This window comes from Chromatium okenii, assembly GCF_002958735.1.
In the GTDB taxonomy this organism is placed as follows: domain Bacteria; phylum Pseudomonadota; class Gammaproteobacteria; order Chromatiales; family Chromatiaceae; genus Chromatium; species Chromatium okenii_A.
In genome coordinates this window covers 476,325-491,435 of record NZ_PPGH01000035.1, presented here as the reverse complement: position 1 = coordinate 491,435, position 15,111 = coordinate 476,325, and the positions used below count along the sequence as shown (strand labels likewise).

The 15,111-nt window shown below is 48.7% G+C and carries 17 protein-coding genes and 1 other RNA gene; 11 read left to right on the top strand and 7 right to left on the bottom strand.

Annotated features, from left to right (window positions below):
- Positions 1 to 292 precede the first annotated feature (292 nt).
- A complete protein-coding gene (locus CXB77_RS10630; RefSeq protein ID WP_105074044.1) occupies positions 293 to 1,378 on the top strand; it encodes a porin in 1,086 nt (361 codons plus the stop codon).
- 80 nt (positions 1,379 to 1,458) lie between these two features.
- Here CXB77_RS10630 and rpiA read toward each other — a convergent pair whose 3' ends face one another.
- From rpiA to CXB77_RS10610, 4 genes are all read right to left on the bottom strand, one after another.
- Complete coding sequence (gene rpiA, locus CXB77_RS10625) at positions 1,459 to 2,118, bottom strand: ribose-5-phosphate isomerase RpiA (RefSeq protein WP_105073861.1); 660 nt, start codon at positions 2,116 to 2,118, stop codon at positions 1,459 to 1,461.
- Between the two features lie 25 nt (positions 2,119 to 2,143).
- Complete coding sequence (locus CXB77_RS10620; protein ID WP_242445629.1) at positions 2,144 to 2,752, bottom strand: 5-formyltetrahydrofolate cyclo-ligase; 609 nt, start codon at positions 2,750 to 2,752, stop codon at positions 2,144 to 2,146.
- A 30-nt stretch (positions 2,753 to 2,782) separates the two neighbouring features.
- Positions 2,783 to 2,969, bottom strand: a non-coding RNA gene (gene ssrS / locus CXB77_RS10615) — 6S RNA.
- A gap of 15 nt (positions 2,970 to 2,984) precedes the next feature.
- On the bottom strand, positions 2,985 to 3,269 hold the full coding sequence (locus tag CXB77_RS10610; protein WP_242445628.1) for a cell division protein ZapA: 285 nt from the start codon (positions 3,267 to 3,269) through the stop codon (positions 2,985 to 2,987).
- 518 nt (positions 3,270 to 3,787) lie between these two features.
- Here CXB77_RS10610 and CXB77_RS10600 point away from each other — a divergent pair.
- The 10 genes from CXB77_RS10600 to CXB77_RS10555 all read left to right on the top strand — a co-directional run bounded on the left by CXB77_RS10600 (position 3,788) and on the right by CXB77_RS10555 (position 11,775).
- Entirely contained in the window at positions 3,788 to 4,249 is a 462-nt protein-coding gene (locus tag CXB77_RS10600) for a UPF0149 family protein (RefSeq protein WP_242445627.1), read from the top strand.
- Complete coding sequence (pepP, locus tag CXB77_RS10595; RefSeq protein ID WP_105073860.1) at positions 4,246 to 5,571, top strand: Xaa-Pro aminopeptidase; 1,326 nt, start codon at positions 4,246 to 4,248, stop codon at positions 5,569 to 5,571. Before CXB77_RS10600 ends, pepP begins: the two co-directional genes overlap by 4 nt.
- Positions 5,571 to 5,915: a hypothetical protein gene (locus CXB77_RS10590; protein WP_105073859.1), complete on the top strand. Its 345-nt coding sequence runs from the start codon at positions 5,571 to 5,573 to the stop codon at positions 5,913 to 5,915. The genes pepP and CXB77_RS10590 overlap by 1 nt, the downstream gene beginning before the upstream one ends.
- A gap of 36 nt (positions 5,916 to 5,951) precedes the next feature.
- On the top strand, positions 5,952 to 7,205 hold the full coding sequence (locus CXB77_RS10585; protein WP_105073858.1) for a 6-phosphofructokinase: 1,254 nt from the start codon (positions 5,952 to 5,954) through the stop codon (positions 7,203 to 7,205).
- A gap of 241 nt (positions 7,206 to 7,446) precedes the next feature.
- Positions 7,447 to 7,986: a glycine cleavage system protein R gene (locus CXB77_RS10580; RefSeq protein WP_105074042.1), complete on the top strand. Its 540-nt coding sequence runs from the start codon at positions 7,447 to 7,449 to the stop codon at positions 7,984 to 7,986.
- 90 nt (positions 7,987 to 8,076) lie between these two features.
- Entirely contained in the window at positions 8,077 to 8,466 is a 390-nt protein-coding gene (queF, locus tag CXB77_RS10575) for a preQ(1) synthase (RefSeq protein WP_105073857.1), read from the top strand.
- A 24-nt stretch (positions 8,467 to 8,490) separates the two neighbouring features.
- Complete coding sequence (locus CXB77_RS10570; protein ID WP_105073856.1) at positions 8,491 to 9,414, top strand: 2-dehydropantoate 2-reductase; 924 nt, start codon at positions 8,491 to 8,493, stop codon at positions 9,412 to 9,414.
- 21 nt (positions 9,415 to 9,435) lie between these two features.
- Positions 9,436 to 10,434: a zinc-dependent alcohol dehydrogenase family protein gene (locus CXB77_RS10565; RefSeq protein ID WP_105073855.1), complete on the top strand. Its 999-nt coding sequence runs from the start codon at positions 9,436 to 9,438 to the stop codon at positions 10,432 to 10,434.
- 31 nt (positions 10,435 to 10,465) lie between these two features.
- Positions 10,466 to 11,029, top strand: coding sequence for a metallophosphoesterase family protein (locus tag CXB77_RS10560; RefSeq protein ID WP_105074041.1), 564 nt, complete (start codon positions 10,466 to 10,468; stop codon positions 11,027 to 11,029).
- Positions 11,023 to 11,775: an ATP-binding protein gene (locus tag CXB77_RS10555; protein WP_242445626.1), complete on the top strand. Its 753-nt coding sequence runs from the start codon at positions 11,023 to 11,025 to the stop codon at positions 11,773 to 11,775. Before CXB77_RS10560 ends, CXB77_RS10555 begins: the two co-directional genes overlap by 7 nt.
- An 89-nt stretch (positions 11,776 to 11,864) precedes the next feature.
- Here CXB77_RS10555 and CXB77_RS10550 read toward each other — a convergent pair whose 3' ends face one another.
- The 3 genes from CXB77_RS10550 to CXB77_RS10540 are packed head-to-tail and all read right to left on the bottom strand — an operon-like array spanning position 11,865 to position 15,106.
- Entirely contained in the window at positions 11,865 to 14,666 is a 2,802-nt protein-coding gene (locus CXB77_RS10550; protein WP_105073854.1) for a BPTD_3080 family restriction endonuclease, read from the bottom strand.
- Positions 14,663 to 14,845 (bottom strand): twitching motility protein PilT, encoded by a 183-nt coding sequence (locus CXB77_RS10545; RefSeq protein WP_105073853.1) that lies wholly within the window; start codon positions 14,843 to 14,845, stop codon positions 14,663 to 14,665. The genes CXB77_RS10550 and CXB77_RS10545 overlap by 4 nt, the downstream gene beginning before the upstream one ends.
- On the bottom strand, positions 14,846 to 15,106 hold the full coding sequence (locus CXB77_RS10540) for a hypothetical protein (protein WP_105073852.1): 261 nt from the start codon (positions 15,104 to 15,106) through the stop codon (positions 14,846 to 14,848).
- Positions 15,107 to 15,111 lie beyond the last annotated feature (5 nt).

Below are 15,111 nucleotides of genomic sequence, written 5' to 3'. Positions count from 1 at the left end.
AGTCATTGTTGATAAAAAGTTGCGGTGGAATTTTATAATAAAGCATTTGATTTTACAGTATTTTTTAGGTGATTCGTAGCGCGTGATTGAGGTATCGGCTGGCGTGCGAAGTGTGGAAAACGGGACATTTGATAAGCCTGCTGTAAAAATGAGACAACTGGGTTTTTTGTGTCTTTTTTCCGCCCAATCTGTTGCAAAACGCCATGCAGTTCTCTATAGTTGAATACGCAAAGCACGATTGCGTCTAATTTTATGCAGTCTAACTGACAAATTCACAACAGCGGAGAACAGCATGAACAAGAAACTTCTTACCCTCGCGGTCGCCGCCGCCCTGACAGCCCCTGCGGCTGCGATGGCTGAGGCAGTTCTTTATGGTGATTTACACGTTTCTATTGATTACGCAAGTTTTGAGAACGACAGCTATGACGGCTGGGGACTCAATGGCGGCGGAGCAATGCCCGGTAAAGATAACCGTGATAACCAGATTGGCGTGAAAGGTTCCGAAGACCTCGGTAATGGTCTGAAGGCAATTTATCATGTACAGATTAACGTTCAATTGACTGATGAGGCGAATGGTCTGACGCCTAATGATAATGTTGCTAGAGGCACTGACAATATTGTCACCATGCAACAAACCTATGTTGGTCTTAGCAGCGATTGGGGTACTTTTGTTGTTGGTCGTAATGACACTCCAATGTATACCTCGACCGCAAAGCTCGACCTGTTTTCCAATACGATGGCCGACTACAACAATACGGTTGGCTTTGACGATGTTCGTGCTGATAACGCAGTTGCCTATGTCAGTCCTAGTTTAGCTGGCTTTCAGCTTGCTGGCGCTGTAGTTGTTGGTGGTGGCACAACTGCTGGCTATGGCTCGAATAACAATGCGAACAGCCTTGCTGACGCTTATTCAATTGCTGGCGTTTATAAGAACGGTCCCCTTTTTGCGTCATTAGCCTATGAAACCTTAGGCAATGAACTTTATATGAATACCGCAATAAGCCAAGGACCCAGAACCTCCGTCAACTATATTTCCGATAACTATAGCAAGTGGCGTTTAGGTTTGGGCTTGATGGATTGGAATGGCTTTACTGTGACTGGCATTTACGAAGATCAAGCCGCTTCTGATTCATCGTTCGATAAACAAATGTGGCAGTTGCAAGCAGGTTATTCTTTTGGCAGCAACATGGTCAAGGCAATGTATGGTGCTGCTGAATACAGCAACCTTGATAACAATGATTATTCGACATGGGCAATTGCGTTCGATCATAACCTGAGCAAACGCACCACAGCTTATATCCTCTACAATCAGTACAGTCACGATTTATCAAACAACGATTGGGACGGATTTTCAATCGGTATGATCCACCATTTCTAAAGATTGCTTGGCAATTTTTACACGACAAAAAACGGAACTTTTAGGTTCCGTTTTTTGTGTCTGCAATTAGCGATGAATCATCACCCTTTATCTACAGTTTTTGCACCGTCGGGCGTTCCTAAAATCAAAACATCTGCTGGGCGCAACGCAAAAATTCCCACTGTCACCACACCTGCTAAATTATTAATTTGCTGCTCCATCTGTATCGGATCAGTAATTTCTAAATGCCGTACATCCAAAATCACATTGCCATTATCAGTGACGAAACCTTCGCGCCATATCGGTGTACCGCCAAGTTTAACCAATTCACGTGCCACATAGCTGCGTGCCATTGGAATGACTTCCACCGGCAATGGGAATGCGCCAAGCACCTTGACTAACTTGGTTTCATCACCAATACAGACAAACTTTTGACTCGCCGCTGCAACAATTTTTTCGCGGGTTAATGCGCCACCGCCGCCTTTAATCAATTGAAACTGTGCATTCGTTTCATCTGCGCCATCGACATAAAGCGATAATGCCCCCACTGCATTCAAATCGAATACTGGAATTCCGTGTGCTGCCAGCCGTACACTGGAGGCTTCTGAACTGGAAACCGCACCTTCAATACGACTTTTAACTGTTGCCAGCGCATCAATAAAATGATTGACGGTTGACCCAGTTCCAACACCGATGACGCCACCTTCAACGTAATTCAAAGCTGCTTCGGCGGCTTGTTTTTTCATTGCGTCTTGATTCATTTAATTGTTTTCTCAGTGATGATGGTTAAATTGTGGTGCGATATGATACCAGAGGTTTTCGCATTGACGATTGGCGGCAATAGATTCGGCATTCCGTCACCACTGCATCCAGCGGAATATCCCAAGGTTTAGGCACGATACAGCCCACGCGCTGGCAATCGTGCGCAATGCCAATCAAGTGCGGGCGACGACCACTGTGGCGTAATTGCAACGGCGCAAGTGTGCGGTCATAAAACCCGCCACCCATGCCCAGCCGGTGCGCATCTGCATCAAATCCCACCAACGGCAGCAAAATGAGATCGAGTTGCCACGGCAAGCGAAATTTGCGGCTGCGCGGTTCTGGAATGCCAAAGCAATTGGGTTGTACAGAGTCGCCGGGTTGATAACGCGCAAACCAAAGTTTGCCGCGTCCCCAGCGGGTGTGTTGCGGTTTAAGCACTGGGAGATAACAGGTTTTGCCGTGCAAATGTGCATATTGCAACAACGGACGCAGGTCTAATTCGCCGTCAGTCGGCCAATAAAACGCCAAATGCTGCGCATTCAAAAACCAGCACTGGTGGCTGAGATGTTGTCGCACTTGAATCGCATGTTGATGTTGCTGGCGAGGATGGAGCTGCCGACGTGCGGTGCGCAATTCGCGCCTGGTGACTGTGTTGGAAATGAGACGCCTCCCATTGGTGTCGCTGCAGACCTTCGTTCTTGAACCGGAAGGGTTCAAGTGGGAACAGTGTTCATCGCTTCAGGCTTTCCGCTCGGTGACGGACTTGCACAACGGCGAGGTTTTCATGTCCCCCGGGTAGCAATTAGGCTCAAGAAAATACCCAGGCTACGCTCGATCACGACAGGAGGTGTCTCAAGGCAAAAGACTATACCCTTTCATCTGGAGCGTCTAGCATTGTTACTGTGGTCGCTAAATCGGTGTCAACTGGCGTGATTTCAGCAGTAATTGGCGGCAATTCAGGAGCAAGCGCAGTGGTGATTTGCATCTGGAGTCGCTGCAACCGTTCTGCTGAATCCTCATCAAGCGTTGGTCGGATCCGCTGCAATTGAATGAACTCGTGAGCGATATTGAGTGCCGCCATAACCGCAATGCGATCCGTTCCGATTACCCGCCCATGTTTATGAATTTCGCGCATTCGCTGATCAAGCACTGCGCGAAGTGCGCAAATCTCCTCCTGCTGCGGCTGGCAGGCAATCAGATATTCTTTCTAAAATCTTGATACTGACTTGCAACGGATCGTCATTCACAACTGCTCCTCCATCGCTCGCAACCGCGCCAGCATTGCTTCAATACGACTACGGGTTTGCACCGTTTTGTTCATCCACTCATCGCGCTCGCGTCAGCTTCCTGACGAGCGCAAAGCGTCGTTTTCGTTGCGGAGCCGTTGATTCAATTCAATCAACGCAGTCACCTTTTGCTCCAGTTCATCGAGGTCAAAATTAGCCAAAGTCCGCGACTCCGTTGAGATTTTGTGCACTATAGAAGGGGCTGTAAGCGGTCAATCAACCACAGGCGCATGTTATGATTCAATAGATCATCATTTTAGGCCTGTATTGCTGCTGATGGAGACCACGACCGCCCCCGATCACGATCTGTTTCACGAGGTGCTGGCGCTCAGTCCCTCGATCCATCACCGAGCGAAGCGCAGGGAATGCTCTGCGGTTTGATGTGCGGCGGCGCGACCGATCCGCTCGCACTTGGCTAACGCAGCTGCTGCCTGCAAGCGCAAATGACGCTGCCGCAATTCCATTTACCCATTATTACGCTGCGCTACAACCGTTGGTGCAAACGCTCGGCGCTGCGCTTGCCGACACTGAACTGCGTTTTGAGTTGGGTTTACCAGATGACGATCATCCATTACCGGAGCGAGCAGCCGCACTTTACGACTGGGTGCGCGGTTTTCTATTTGCAATTGGTGTACTCGGCGTGGCGGAGCGCGAGCTTCCCGAGCAGATGCGCGAAATTTTACGCGATTTCACTGAATTAACGCGCATTGATCTCGATGCACTCGACGACGATGAAGACAACGAGCAGGCATTAGTGGATGTCATTGAATTTGTACGCGTTGCAGCATTGCTCATTCATGATGAATGCGCACCGCCACACATCAACTCCGTGGTTCAACCATGACCAATACTGAATATCACCGCCGCCAGCGGACATTGCTGCACACGATTGGTCGCTCCAGCGTGGTGATTGTGCCCGCTGCCCGCGAGTCGATTCGCAACCGTGATGTGCATTATCCGTTTCGGCAGCACAGCGATTTCAGTTATCTCACTGGTTTTCCTGAACCCCACGCGCTCGCAGTGTTTGTACCGAAACGCAAAGCTGGTGAATTCATTCTGTTTTGCCAGCCACGTGATCCCGAACGTGAACAATGGGACGGCACTCGCATTGGCATTGAAGGCGCAGTCGCCGATTTTGGCGCTGATCAAGCGTATCCATTAAGCGAACTGGACACGCTCATGCCGACACTGATTGATGGTTGTGCGCGGGTCTATTACCCGATTGGTCACGACGCAGCGTTAGATCAACAGGTCATGGGCTGGGTGCGGCAGGTACGCGCCAAAGTACGCACTGGCGCAATTGCCCCAGACATTTTTATCAACCTTGACAGCGTGTTACACGAACAACGCCTCATTAAAACCCGTGTCGAAATTGCGATTTTACGACAAGCTGCACGCATCGCCGCTCATGCGCACTGCCGAATGATGCAACGCTGCGCTCCGGGCATCACCGAGCTGGCGCTGGAGGCAGATTTTCAACACACTTGCGCGATTGCGGGAGCGCGTTTTAATGCGTATCCAACGATTGTTGGTGGTGGCGCGAATGCGTGCATATTGCATTACACCGCCAATAACGCAGTATTAAGCGATGGTGATTTAGTTCTAATTGATGCCGGTTGTGAACTAAATGGTTATGCGTCTGATATTACCCGCACCTTTCCGGTAAATGGTCGATTCACTCCATCGCAGCGGGAATTATATCAATTGGTATTACGGGCGCAATTGGCAGCAATTGATGCAGCGCAGCCGGGTAACCGTTGGAATGAGCCGCATGATGCAGCAGTGCGCGTGTTAACCAAAGGATTAATTCGGTTGGGTATTTTAAGCGGCAAAGTGAATTCTTTAATTAAAGAAGAAGCCTATAAACCGTATTACATGCACCGCACTGGTCATTGGCTTGGTATGGATGTTCACGATGTCGGCGCATATCAGAAAAACGGCGAATGGCGACCATTGGAACCGGGTATGGTTTTGACGATTGAGCCGGGATTATATTTGCCTGATAATGAGGCTCTACCTGAGTCCTATCGCAATATCGGTATTCGGATTGAAGACGATATTTTAATTACTAAAACTGGTAACGAAGTTCTTTCTGCGGCCGTGCCTAAACATCCTGATGCGATTGAAGCGTTGATGACCCATCATTCTATTGAGACCCGCTGCTGATGCGCACCATTCCTGACATTACTGACACCGAACAATGGTTAATGCGTACCACACTGCGCGAGCGTTATGGACGCGAAATAGAAATGCAATTTGCGGATGCAGAAATTCGCTTGGCTCCTTCCGATCGTGAATTAACAATTTGTCCAACAATCTATTGGCAAGCAGATGATGGCTGCCATTTCGTGATTTTTAAAACTGGTGACTCCAGTTATCGTTGCCAATTTTTTTACCAACCATATAAACAAATGGGCACTGGTGTTCGTCAATACAATAATCTTGCAGAATGCGCTGTTGCATTATTGCAAGCTCAAGCGGATTTTGTTGTTCAACAAGGCAATGCTTAACCTATTGTTTACTAAAACCCACGAGGAAATCATACGATGTCTGCACGAAATGCTTTTTATGCACAATCTGGTGGCGTGACCGCAGTGATTAACGCTTCTGCCTGCGGAGTGATTGAAGCAGCGCGGCGGTGTCCCGAAAAAATCGCTAATGTTTATGCGGGTCGTAACGGGATTATTGGTGCATTGACCGAAGATTTAATTGATACCAGTCAGGAATCAGATGCAGCAATTGCCGCACTGCGCTTTACACCATCTGGTGCATTTGGTTCCTGCCGCTATAAATTAAAAAGTCTCGATGCTAATCGCCGCGAATATGAGCGTTTAATTGAGGTATTTAAGGCGCACGACATCGGTTATTTCTTTTATAACGGTGGTGGTGATTCGGCAGATACCTGTTATAAAGTGTCGCAACTTTCGGAATCACTGGGTTATCCAGTGCAAGCGATTCACGTTCCGAAAACAGTCGATAATGATTTACCGATTACTGACAATTGCCCTGGTTTCGGTTCGGTGGCTAAATACATTGCGACTTCTGCATTAGAAGCCTCGTTTGATGTGCGTTCGATGTCGCGGACTTCAACCAAGATTTTTGTATTAGAAGTCATGGGACGCCATGCCGGTTGGATTGCCGCAGCTGGTGGATTAATTGAAACGCAAAACATTCCCGTATTGATTCTATTCCCAGAAATTGAATTCAATCAGGAACAGTTTATTGCTGCGGTTAAAGAAAAGGTCGCGCAATTTGATTTCTGCACCATTATTGTGTCTGAAGGTGCGAAATATCCCGACGGACGTTTTCTTGCCGAGCAGGGCACACGAGATGCGTTTGGTCATGCGCAACTCGGCGGGGCAGCACCAGTGGTAGCGAATCTCATTAAAGATGCGACGGGTTATAAATTCCATTGGGCAGTGGCTGATTATTTGCAGCGAGCAGCGCGACATTTAGCGTCAAAAACCGATGTAGAACAGGCTTATGCGATGGGTCGCGCTGGTGTGGAATTCGCGCTTGCCGGACATAATGCGGTGATGCCAACCGTGAAACGCTTGAATCACGCGCCCTACGCTTGGGAAGTGGGAATGGCTGCGCTGGCGGATGTGGCCAATGTGGAGAAATTCATGCCGCGTGATTTCATTTCGGCGGATGGTTTTGGAATTACCGAGTTATGTCGGCAGTATCTAACACCGCTTATTCAGGGTGAAGATTACCCGCCGTTTGAATATGGGTTGCCGAAATACGTCACGTTGAAAAATGCGGCAGTTGCTAAAAAGCTCACCGCATTTGAAGTTTAAACTCCTGAATGAAGCCCCCTTTACAAAAAGGGGGTTGAACCGATGCAGTTGAAATAAGTTGTCCAGATTACTTTTTACAAAAAACAGATTTATTTAATGTGTTGTCCCGATAAAAAATAGATCGTTTTTAGCAAAGAATACTGCAGTTAAATCCGAACTTATTTTGCGTGCTAAACTCGCAACCCGTTTGCTTCCGCATAACGCGATTTTTCCTCTCAACCACCAACTTTTTGGCCAAGCTATGACCCGGCAAAAAACCTACCTTGTGATCTCAGCACTCGGCGAAGACCGTCCCGGTATCGTCAATCAACTTTCCAAAACCGTGCTGGAACATGGCTGCAATATCGAAGACAGCCGCATGACCGTGCTCGGTGGCGAATTTGCGGCGATGTTATTGGTGGAAGGCAAATGGAATACGTTAGCTAAGATTGAAAATGCGCTCCCTGAATTAGAGCGCCAGCTGGGAATGATCATCATTTCCAAACGCACCAGCGAACGCGCCACTTTGCGCAATTTGCTGCCTTACGCAGTGGATGTGGTGTCGATGGATCATCCCGGCATCATCAACAATCTCGCGGGATTCTTTGCCGACCGAAAAATCAACATTGAAGATATGGCGACCAGCAGTTACGCCGCCGCGCACACGGGAACGCCAATGTTTTCAGTGCATATCACCGTCGGGATTCCGGCAGATATTCACATCGCTGGGCTGCGCGAGGAATTCATGGATTATTGCGACGGTCTCAATCTCGACGCAGTGCTGGAACCGCTGAAAGGCTAAAGCAAATCCCCCCAACCCCCTTTTGCAAAGGGGGGCTTTGGTTGCTCCCTTTTTCAAAGGGGGCTTTTTATTGTTGACGAGACTGAATCAATGCCCAGCGCCCCCAGCAAAACCCTTGAAACCTTTCCCAATCCGCAGCAAGAACGCGATTACACCATTCGAATGCGGATTCCTGAGTTCACCTGCTTGTGTCCAAAAACCGGTCAGCCAGATTTTGCCGAATTGCGGTTGGAATATGTGCCAGATCAGTTGTGTATCGAACTCAAGGCACTCAAAAACTACATCTGGTCATATCGGAATGACGGCGCGTTTCACGAGGCAATCACCAATCGCATCCTCAGCGATCTGGTCGTCACCATCGCACCGCGTTTCATGCGCCTGACTGCCGAGTTCAACGTGCGCGGCGGGATTTTCACCACGGTTATTGCTGAACATCGCGCCGTGGGCTGGGAACCGCCCACGCCGGTGCAACTGCCTTAATTTGCGGCTACAGCGGTGAACTGCATGACGCCCACTTTCACCATTCTCGGCACTGGCGCACTCGGCGGCTTTTACGGCTCGCGGCTGCTGCACAGCGGCGCAACCGTGCAATTTATCGCGCACAGCGACGTTGAATTCATACGTGAGCACGGGCTGCGTGTCGATTCGCCGCTCGGCAATTTGCACCACCAGCCGGTCGCGGTGTATGCCGCCAGCGACGCGATTCCGCCGTCCGATGTCGTCTGCATCGCGTTGAAAACCACCCAGAATCATCTGCTGCCGGAACTGCTCGCGCCGTTGGTGCACGACGGCACGGTGCTGTTGAATCTGCAAAACGGCTTGACGGCGGAAGCAGAATTAGCCGCTGCCTTTCCGCAAGCGATTGTGATTGCTGGATTATGTTTTCTGTGTTCCAACAAAATTGCGCCCGGTCACATCGCCCATCTCGATTATGGTTTGGTCAGTTTTGCGCCATTTGACGAACGCGGCGCAGCGTGGATTCCGCGCCTGATGAGCGCGTTCGCAGCGGCAGGCGTTCCAGTGGAATCTCAGCCGGAATTGACCGCAGCGCGTTGGCGTAAGTTGTTGTGGAATATCCCGTTTAACGGATTGTCAGTGCTGCTCGGCATGAATACCGACGGGCTGATGGCGGACGCTGAAGCGCGAGCGTTGGCAGAGCAGTTGATGGCGGAAGTAGTCGCTGGCGCAGCAGTCTGCGGAGTGCAGTTTGCCGATCATTTTCCTGCGCAATTGCTTGAAACTACGGCACAAATGAAGCCCTACGCGCCGAGTATGCGTTTGGATTATTTGGCAAAACGCGAATTGGAAATCGAATATCTCTATCGGCGACCGCTGCGCGAAGTGGCGCGGCACGGAGTGCGGCTGCCAGCGGTGGAAGCGATCACGCGGCTGTTGACCGTCGCTGATCGTTACAATCGTTCAGTCTAAACTCTGCGGAGCTTGAAACCGATGCAAGCCATTGAAATTCATGAAACCGGCGAGCCGTCAGTGCTGCAACTGGTCGAGCGCCAGCGCCCAGAAATCACCACGCCGACCGAGATGTTGGTCAAGCTGGCAGCCGCTGGCGTTAATCCGGTCGATACCAAAATCCGTCGCAATGGCGCGATGTTAGCGGCGGGATTCCCAGCGATTCTCGGCTGCGACGGCGCGGGAGTCATTGAAGCAGTCGGCGCTGCGGTGACGCGGTTTCAGCCCGGCGATGCAGTCTGGTTTTGTCACGGCGGACTCGGTGGCGCAGCGGGCAATTATGCGGAATATCGCGTGATTGATCAGGCACTTGCGCAACCAAAACCGCCAGCATTGACCATGAGCGAAGCTGGCGCTGCGCCGTTGGTTTTAATCACTGCGTGGGAGGCGCTGCATGATCGAGCGCGGATTGCCGCTGGGCAGCAGGTGCTGATTCACGGCGGCGCGGGTGGTGTCGGGCATGTGGCGATTCAATTGGCGGTTGCGGCTGGAGCGCGGGTTTGCACCACGGTCAGCAGCGCGGAAAAAGCGGCATTGGCGCAGGCGCTGGGCGCAGAACGCTGCATCAATTACCGCGAGGAAAATGTTGAAAATGCAGTGCTGGAGTGGACAAACGGGCGCGGCGTGGACATTGCGTTCGATACGATCGGCCCCGCAGTGTTTCAACAAACCATTCCGCTGGTGGCGCATTACGGCGATTTGGTGACAATTCTTGATCCCAGCGCGGCGCTGAATTTGAAAGAAGCGCGGATGCGAAATCTGCGCCTGAGTTTGACGTTGATGTTGACGCCGCAATTGCGCAATTTGCCGACCGCGCTGGCGCATCAGGGCGACATTCTCAATCGCTGCGCGGCGTTAGTTGAACGCGGCGCGTTGCGGATTGTCGTGTCAGAAACGTTCCCGCTGGCGCAGGCAGCAGACGCGCATCGGCAAATTGAGTTGGGACATGTGACCGGTAAGCTGGCGCTGGTGTTGAATTAAATTGGCGGCGAAACCGCTGGACATTGCTGGGATGACACGGGTGCGGGTGGCGTTGCTGTCCGATACGCACAGTGTGCTGGATGCGCGGATTCAACATCTGGTGACGCATTGTGATTTGGCCGTGCACAGCGGCGACATCGGTGGCATCGCAATTTTGGCGCAACTGCAACCGCGTTTGGGGCGTGTGCTGGCGGTGTTTGGCAACAACGATATTGCGTCCAAATGGCCGGAACCGGATCGGCGTTTACTGGTGCATCTTCCTGAATGGTTCGAGCTGGCGCTGCCGGGCGGAAAGTTGATGGCGATTCACGGTCATCAAACCACAGCGCGAGAGCGGCATCGCTTGTTGCGGGCGCGATTTCCGCAAGCGCGGGCGATTGTTTACGGTCACAGTCATCGGCTGGCGCTGGATACAACAAGCGTTCCATGGGTGCTCAATCCGGGCGCAGCGGGACGTATTCGTACTCACGGCGGACCGTCGTGCATGGTGTTGACGGCAACGCCAACTGCTTGGCAAATCGAGACTTATCGTTATGCGCCGTCTCCGTTAAATCCGCATTTAAGCCATTACGCGAGCGTTATTTCTTCATGCTAAAACCACCCAAATCGTTGCTGCGCCAAGTCGGGCGGGCGATTGCGGATTTCCGCATGATCGGCGCAGGTGATCGGATTTTGCTGGGTGTGTCTGGCGGCAAAGATTCGTTGTCGCTGCTGCATATTCTCAATCATCTGCGCAGTTATGCGCCGGTGCGCTTTGAGCTGGCAGTGCTCACGGTTGATCCAGAAGTGCCGGGCTTTGATCCGCAGCCGCTCAAAGATTATTACGCAAGTCTCGGTATTGCTTGGCATTATGAACAGCAGCCGCTGTTGGAACAGGCGCAAACGCACATGGACGGCGATGCGTTTTGTGCGTATTGCTCACGAATGAAGCGCGGAATTATGTATCGCTTATGCCGTGAATATGGCTACAACGTGCTGGCGCTGGGGCAGCATTTGGATGATTTGGCGGAAAGTTTATTGATGTCGCTATTTCACGGCGGGCAATTGCGAACCATGAAAGCGCATTACACCAATCAAGCTGGAGATGTGCGGATTATTCGCCCGCTGGTGTATTGCCGCGAGCGCCAAATGGCGGATTTTGCAATGCGTGCTGAATTGCCGGTGATTGCGGATTCATGTCCGGCTTGTTTCTCAAAACCAACGCAGCGCGAATACATGAAAACTCTGCTTGCTCGTGAAGAAACGGCGCACCGTCATTTATTTGCGAACATTCTTCACGCACTGAAACCAATCATGGTTGAAGGTGAATTGCCGCAGCCGGGTAGAATTGATGTTGAATAGCGGTGAGAATTGCCATGAATAGGCGCATGATGTCATGGCAATGCCGAGCAGTCGTTATTTAACCGTGATAAAACAGTTATATCTTCTCACTAACTCAAATGTTTACTTAAAATCATTTCCAAATCTGATGGAGAAAGTGACACATCCCAATGCCAACGCCCAAAACTGCCCTGTTCATTAACGGCATTTACCCAAGATTTTAAAAACTCGCGTTTGGTCTGATTTTTTTGGTCATCCTGCCCTTTAACTTCAAGAATTAGATGCTCTCCATTGTTCAAGCGAATAATAAAATCAGGGTAATATTTTCTGATTACACCTTGATCATTATAAAAAATTACAAAACCTAAATGGTCGTTTTTCACAAACGATTTTACATATTCAGACTTTTCTAAAAAATACGCTTCGCTGGCTTCCCAACTGCTGTCATAAACACAATGGCTGATGTGTGACTTGCTTAACCATTCACACGGTTTGCTTGTCCACCACGTTCCCACATTCGCGGTTGATAACATCGGCATTTCTTTATCGAAAACCGGAACTAATTTTTCGGTGTTTTCGGCTCTGATTTCTGTCCAGATATGCTGCACAATTTTATTCATATTCAGCATAATTAAAACTTTACGTTTTGAATCATCGCTATGAAAAATATCATGTTTCACTTGGATTTTTTCAGATTGAATAAATTGTTCAACTAAGCGCACCAACTGAGCAAGAAAAATCTCTTTGCTACCTTTCCAATCCAGTCTGTTTTCAGCGTTATAGATCGTTGATGCGACTTTGAAAATAATGGTTTGCACTCGCGTTTCTGCGGTGATTTTTTCTAAACCAATTGCCGCTTTGACTTTATCATTCGGCTTACCTGCAATAATTGCTGCTAGTTCTAACTCGGTGATTGAAGCATAAGGATCAATCTCTAAGGTTTTTACTTTATCCCAGTCTAATGTCAGTTTGGGTTTATAAACCGAATCAATACGCAATACATTAGGGAAGCTAATCTCGTGCCGCGCTTTTTCTGCGACAGGTTCGATTTTTGTTTTAGGTAAAGGCGGTGGTGGCGCAACATCATCGCCGCCTTCATGTGGCAAAAAGGTAAAAGGCACACCAAAGATATTGACGTATTCCGCCTCGAATAAGCCATCACTGCCGACTTCATAAGACACTCGCCGTAAACCGCGACCGATAACTTGTTCACACAACAATTGGCTAGAAAATGCGCGTAAACCCATGATATGCGTAACGGTTTTTGCATCCCAGCCTTCCGATAACATTCCCACTGATAACACGTTTTGAATCTGTTCGCCTGGTTGCCCTGCTTTGCCAACGGTATCAACTGTTAATCGCAACAATTCAGCTTGCTGTTTTTTGCTGAGTTTGGGCGTGTTTTCTAAATCTTCCGTATTGTCATCGGTTGATACATCGACTTCGCTTTCTGCTTCTGCTTGCTCTAAAATTTTGCTATCAATTTGTAATAGTTTTTCAGACTCGCATAATTCAGGAATATGAATTTGTTGATGTTCAAAGGCATATTTAATCCGTGCTGATGTTTCAGTGCGATTGGCAACGGTAATCATCACGGGTGGTATTTTATGCCCTTGCAGTTGCCATGCTTTTTTAGTTTCCAACCAATCCAAACCCAATAAAAAATAAGCGTTAATTAACAAATCGGGTAAGGGTTCGCTGGGTTCGGCTTTACGGTTTATATCGTCTTTAACTTCACTATCTCGATAAATGTGATAAAGCCGCGATTTCAAATCATCCGTAACAATGCTGTTATCTCGCACCACGACACGCGGGGTTTTCACTAGCCCTGATTCAATCGCATCATTCAAGCCAAAATCAGAGACTATCCACGAAAATAACGCTTCTTCATCGGTTTTTTTACCCGATGGCGCGAATGGAGTGGCGGATAAATCAAAACAGTGCAATATGCCGCGTGTAGCGTGAATGCGATCTAAACCACCAACCCATATTGTGCTTTCTTCAATATCTTCTTTTTTAACGCCTTTGATTTTACTTTCAGCAGGAACACGCCACGCATGATGAGCTTCGTCATTGATGACAATGATATTTTTAGCGGTTGCCATATCGCGTAATACTTCTTTTGCGTAAGCCGTGCCGCTTAATTCCATACGCTGGCGTTTATCTACTGAGCGCAATTGACCTTTTTGCACTTTAGCATCAATTTTTTCTTGGTTGTCCCACGCTAACTTGTGCCAATTGTGAATAATGATTTTACCTTGCCTTAATTTGTCCATTAAATCGGTTGGAACGATGTTAAAGGCTTGGTAATAGTTCTGCTCGTGTGCTGGTAATAACACTTGTAAACGGCTATTAACGGTCAAATTCGGCGCAATGATTAACGCATTTTTACTAAATCGGCTATCGTTTGGGTAGGTGATTTTATTTAAAAACTGCCAAGCCAAAATCATCGCCATGATGATGGTTTTGCCTGTCCCCGTTGCCATTTTATTACACCAGCGAGTAAACGCGCCGCCGTCGCCTTGAATATCAATACCGACTTTATCAGCGGCAGGGGCTTCGTTTAGCCAAATTAACGTTTCAATGGCTTCTAATTGGCAAAAGAAAAATTTATTGTTTTCGCGCTCGGTTTCATCTTGCCAATGCGCTAATAATCGCTTGGTGATGCCTGTCACGCCGGTATAACCTGCTTCACGCCACGCTTTAACACGCGGACGAATTTTATTCACTAATTCAATTTCAACAAACACGCCTGCATCATCAAAGCCTTTTGTGTTAGGCGTGGCTATCACATAACCTGCGGGGCGGCGACCTTTTTTAATCAAAAAATTGCGGGTTTCGCGTTCGTAATCCCAATGTTGAGCCGGTTCTTGGTAAGGGCTGTTAATAATCAGTTTATCAATGTTTTTCACAGGCAATTCCTTTCCAATGGATTGATGACTTGAAGGTTTTTAATCCAAATAAAATCTACCGTATTGCGAGTTGCTAAAGTTTTATCGTACTCCAAACAAGTTGCGGCAATCAGCGCATCACCTAAAGTCATTTTACGTTGTTGTAGTGCGTAAATAATCAAATTGCTGTCAATGAGCATTTATTCTTCCCAAGCCAATGCACGGTCTTGTCGTTGCACTTTTTGCCATTCAACGCCATCCACGCCATCAAATATGTTGAGCGACACGGCATTATTTAATGACGCTTTTAATTTTAATTTACGTTGTTGTGCATCTGTTGAATCGGCTTGTGGTTCTAAAACCAATAATATATTAACTGATTGCTTTGCCCATTCTTTGGGCAAAGCCACTGACAAAATACCATGCTCATTAATCTGTGCGTTTAACTGAAAAGTGTGCATCACAT

Coding starts and splice junctions, on each gene's coding strand:
- CXB77_RS10630 (WP_105074044.1), top strand. CDS start 293: ATGAACAAGAAACTTCTTACCCTCGCGGTCGCCGCCGCCCTGACAGCC.
- rpiA (WP_105073861.1), bottom strand. CDS start 2,118: ATGAATCAAGACGCAATGAAAAAACAAGCCGCCGAAGCAGCTTTGAAT.
- pepP (WP_105073860.1), top strand. CDS start 4,246: ATGACCAATACTGAATATCACCGCCGCCAGCGGACATTGCTGCACACG.
- CXB77_RS10590 (WP_105073859.1), top strand. CDS start 5,571: ATGCGCACCATTCCTGACATTACTGACACCGAACAATGGTTAATGCGT.
- CXB77_RS10585 (WP_105073858.1), top strand. CDS start 5,952: ATGTCTGCACGAAATGCTTTTTATGCACAATCTGGTGGCGTGACCGCA.
- CXB77_RS10580 (WP_105074042.1), top strand. CDS start 7,447: ATGACCCGGCAAAAAACCTACCTTGTGATCTCAGCACTCGGCGAAGAC.
- queF (WP_105073857.1), top strand. CDS start 8,077: ATGCCCAGCGCCCCCAGCAAAACCCTTGAAACCTTTCCCAATCCGCAG.
- CXB77_RS10570 (WP_105073856.1), top strand. CDS start 8,491: ATGACGCCCACTTTCACCATTCTCGGCACTGGCGCACTCGGCGGCTTT.
- CXB77_RS10565 (WP_105073855.1), top strand. CDS start 9,436: ATGCAAGCCATTGAAATTCATGAAACCGGCGAGCCGTCAGTGCTGCAA.
- CXB77_RS10560 (WP_105074041.1), top strand. CDS start 10,466: ATGACACGGGTGCGGGTGGCGTTGCTGTCCGATACGCACAGTGTGCTG.
- CXB77_RS10555 (WP_242445626.1), top strand. CDS start 11,023: ATGCTAAAACCACCCAAATCGTTGCTGCGCCAAGTCGGGCGGGCGATT.
- CXB77_RS10545 (WP_105073853.1), bottom strand. CDS start 14,845: ATGCTCATTGACAGCAATTTGATTATTTACGCACTACAACAACGTAAA.
- CXB77_RS10540 (WP_105073852.1), bottom strand. CDS start 15,106: ATGCACACTTTTCAGTTAAACGCACAGATTAATGAGCATGGTATTTTG.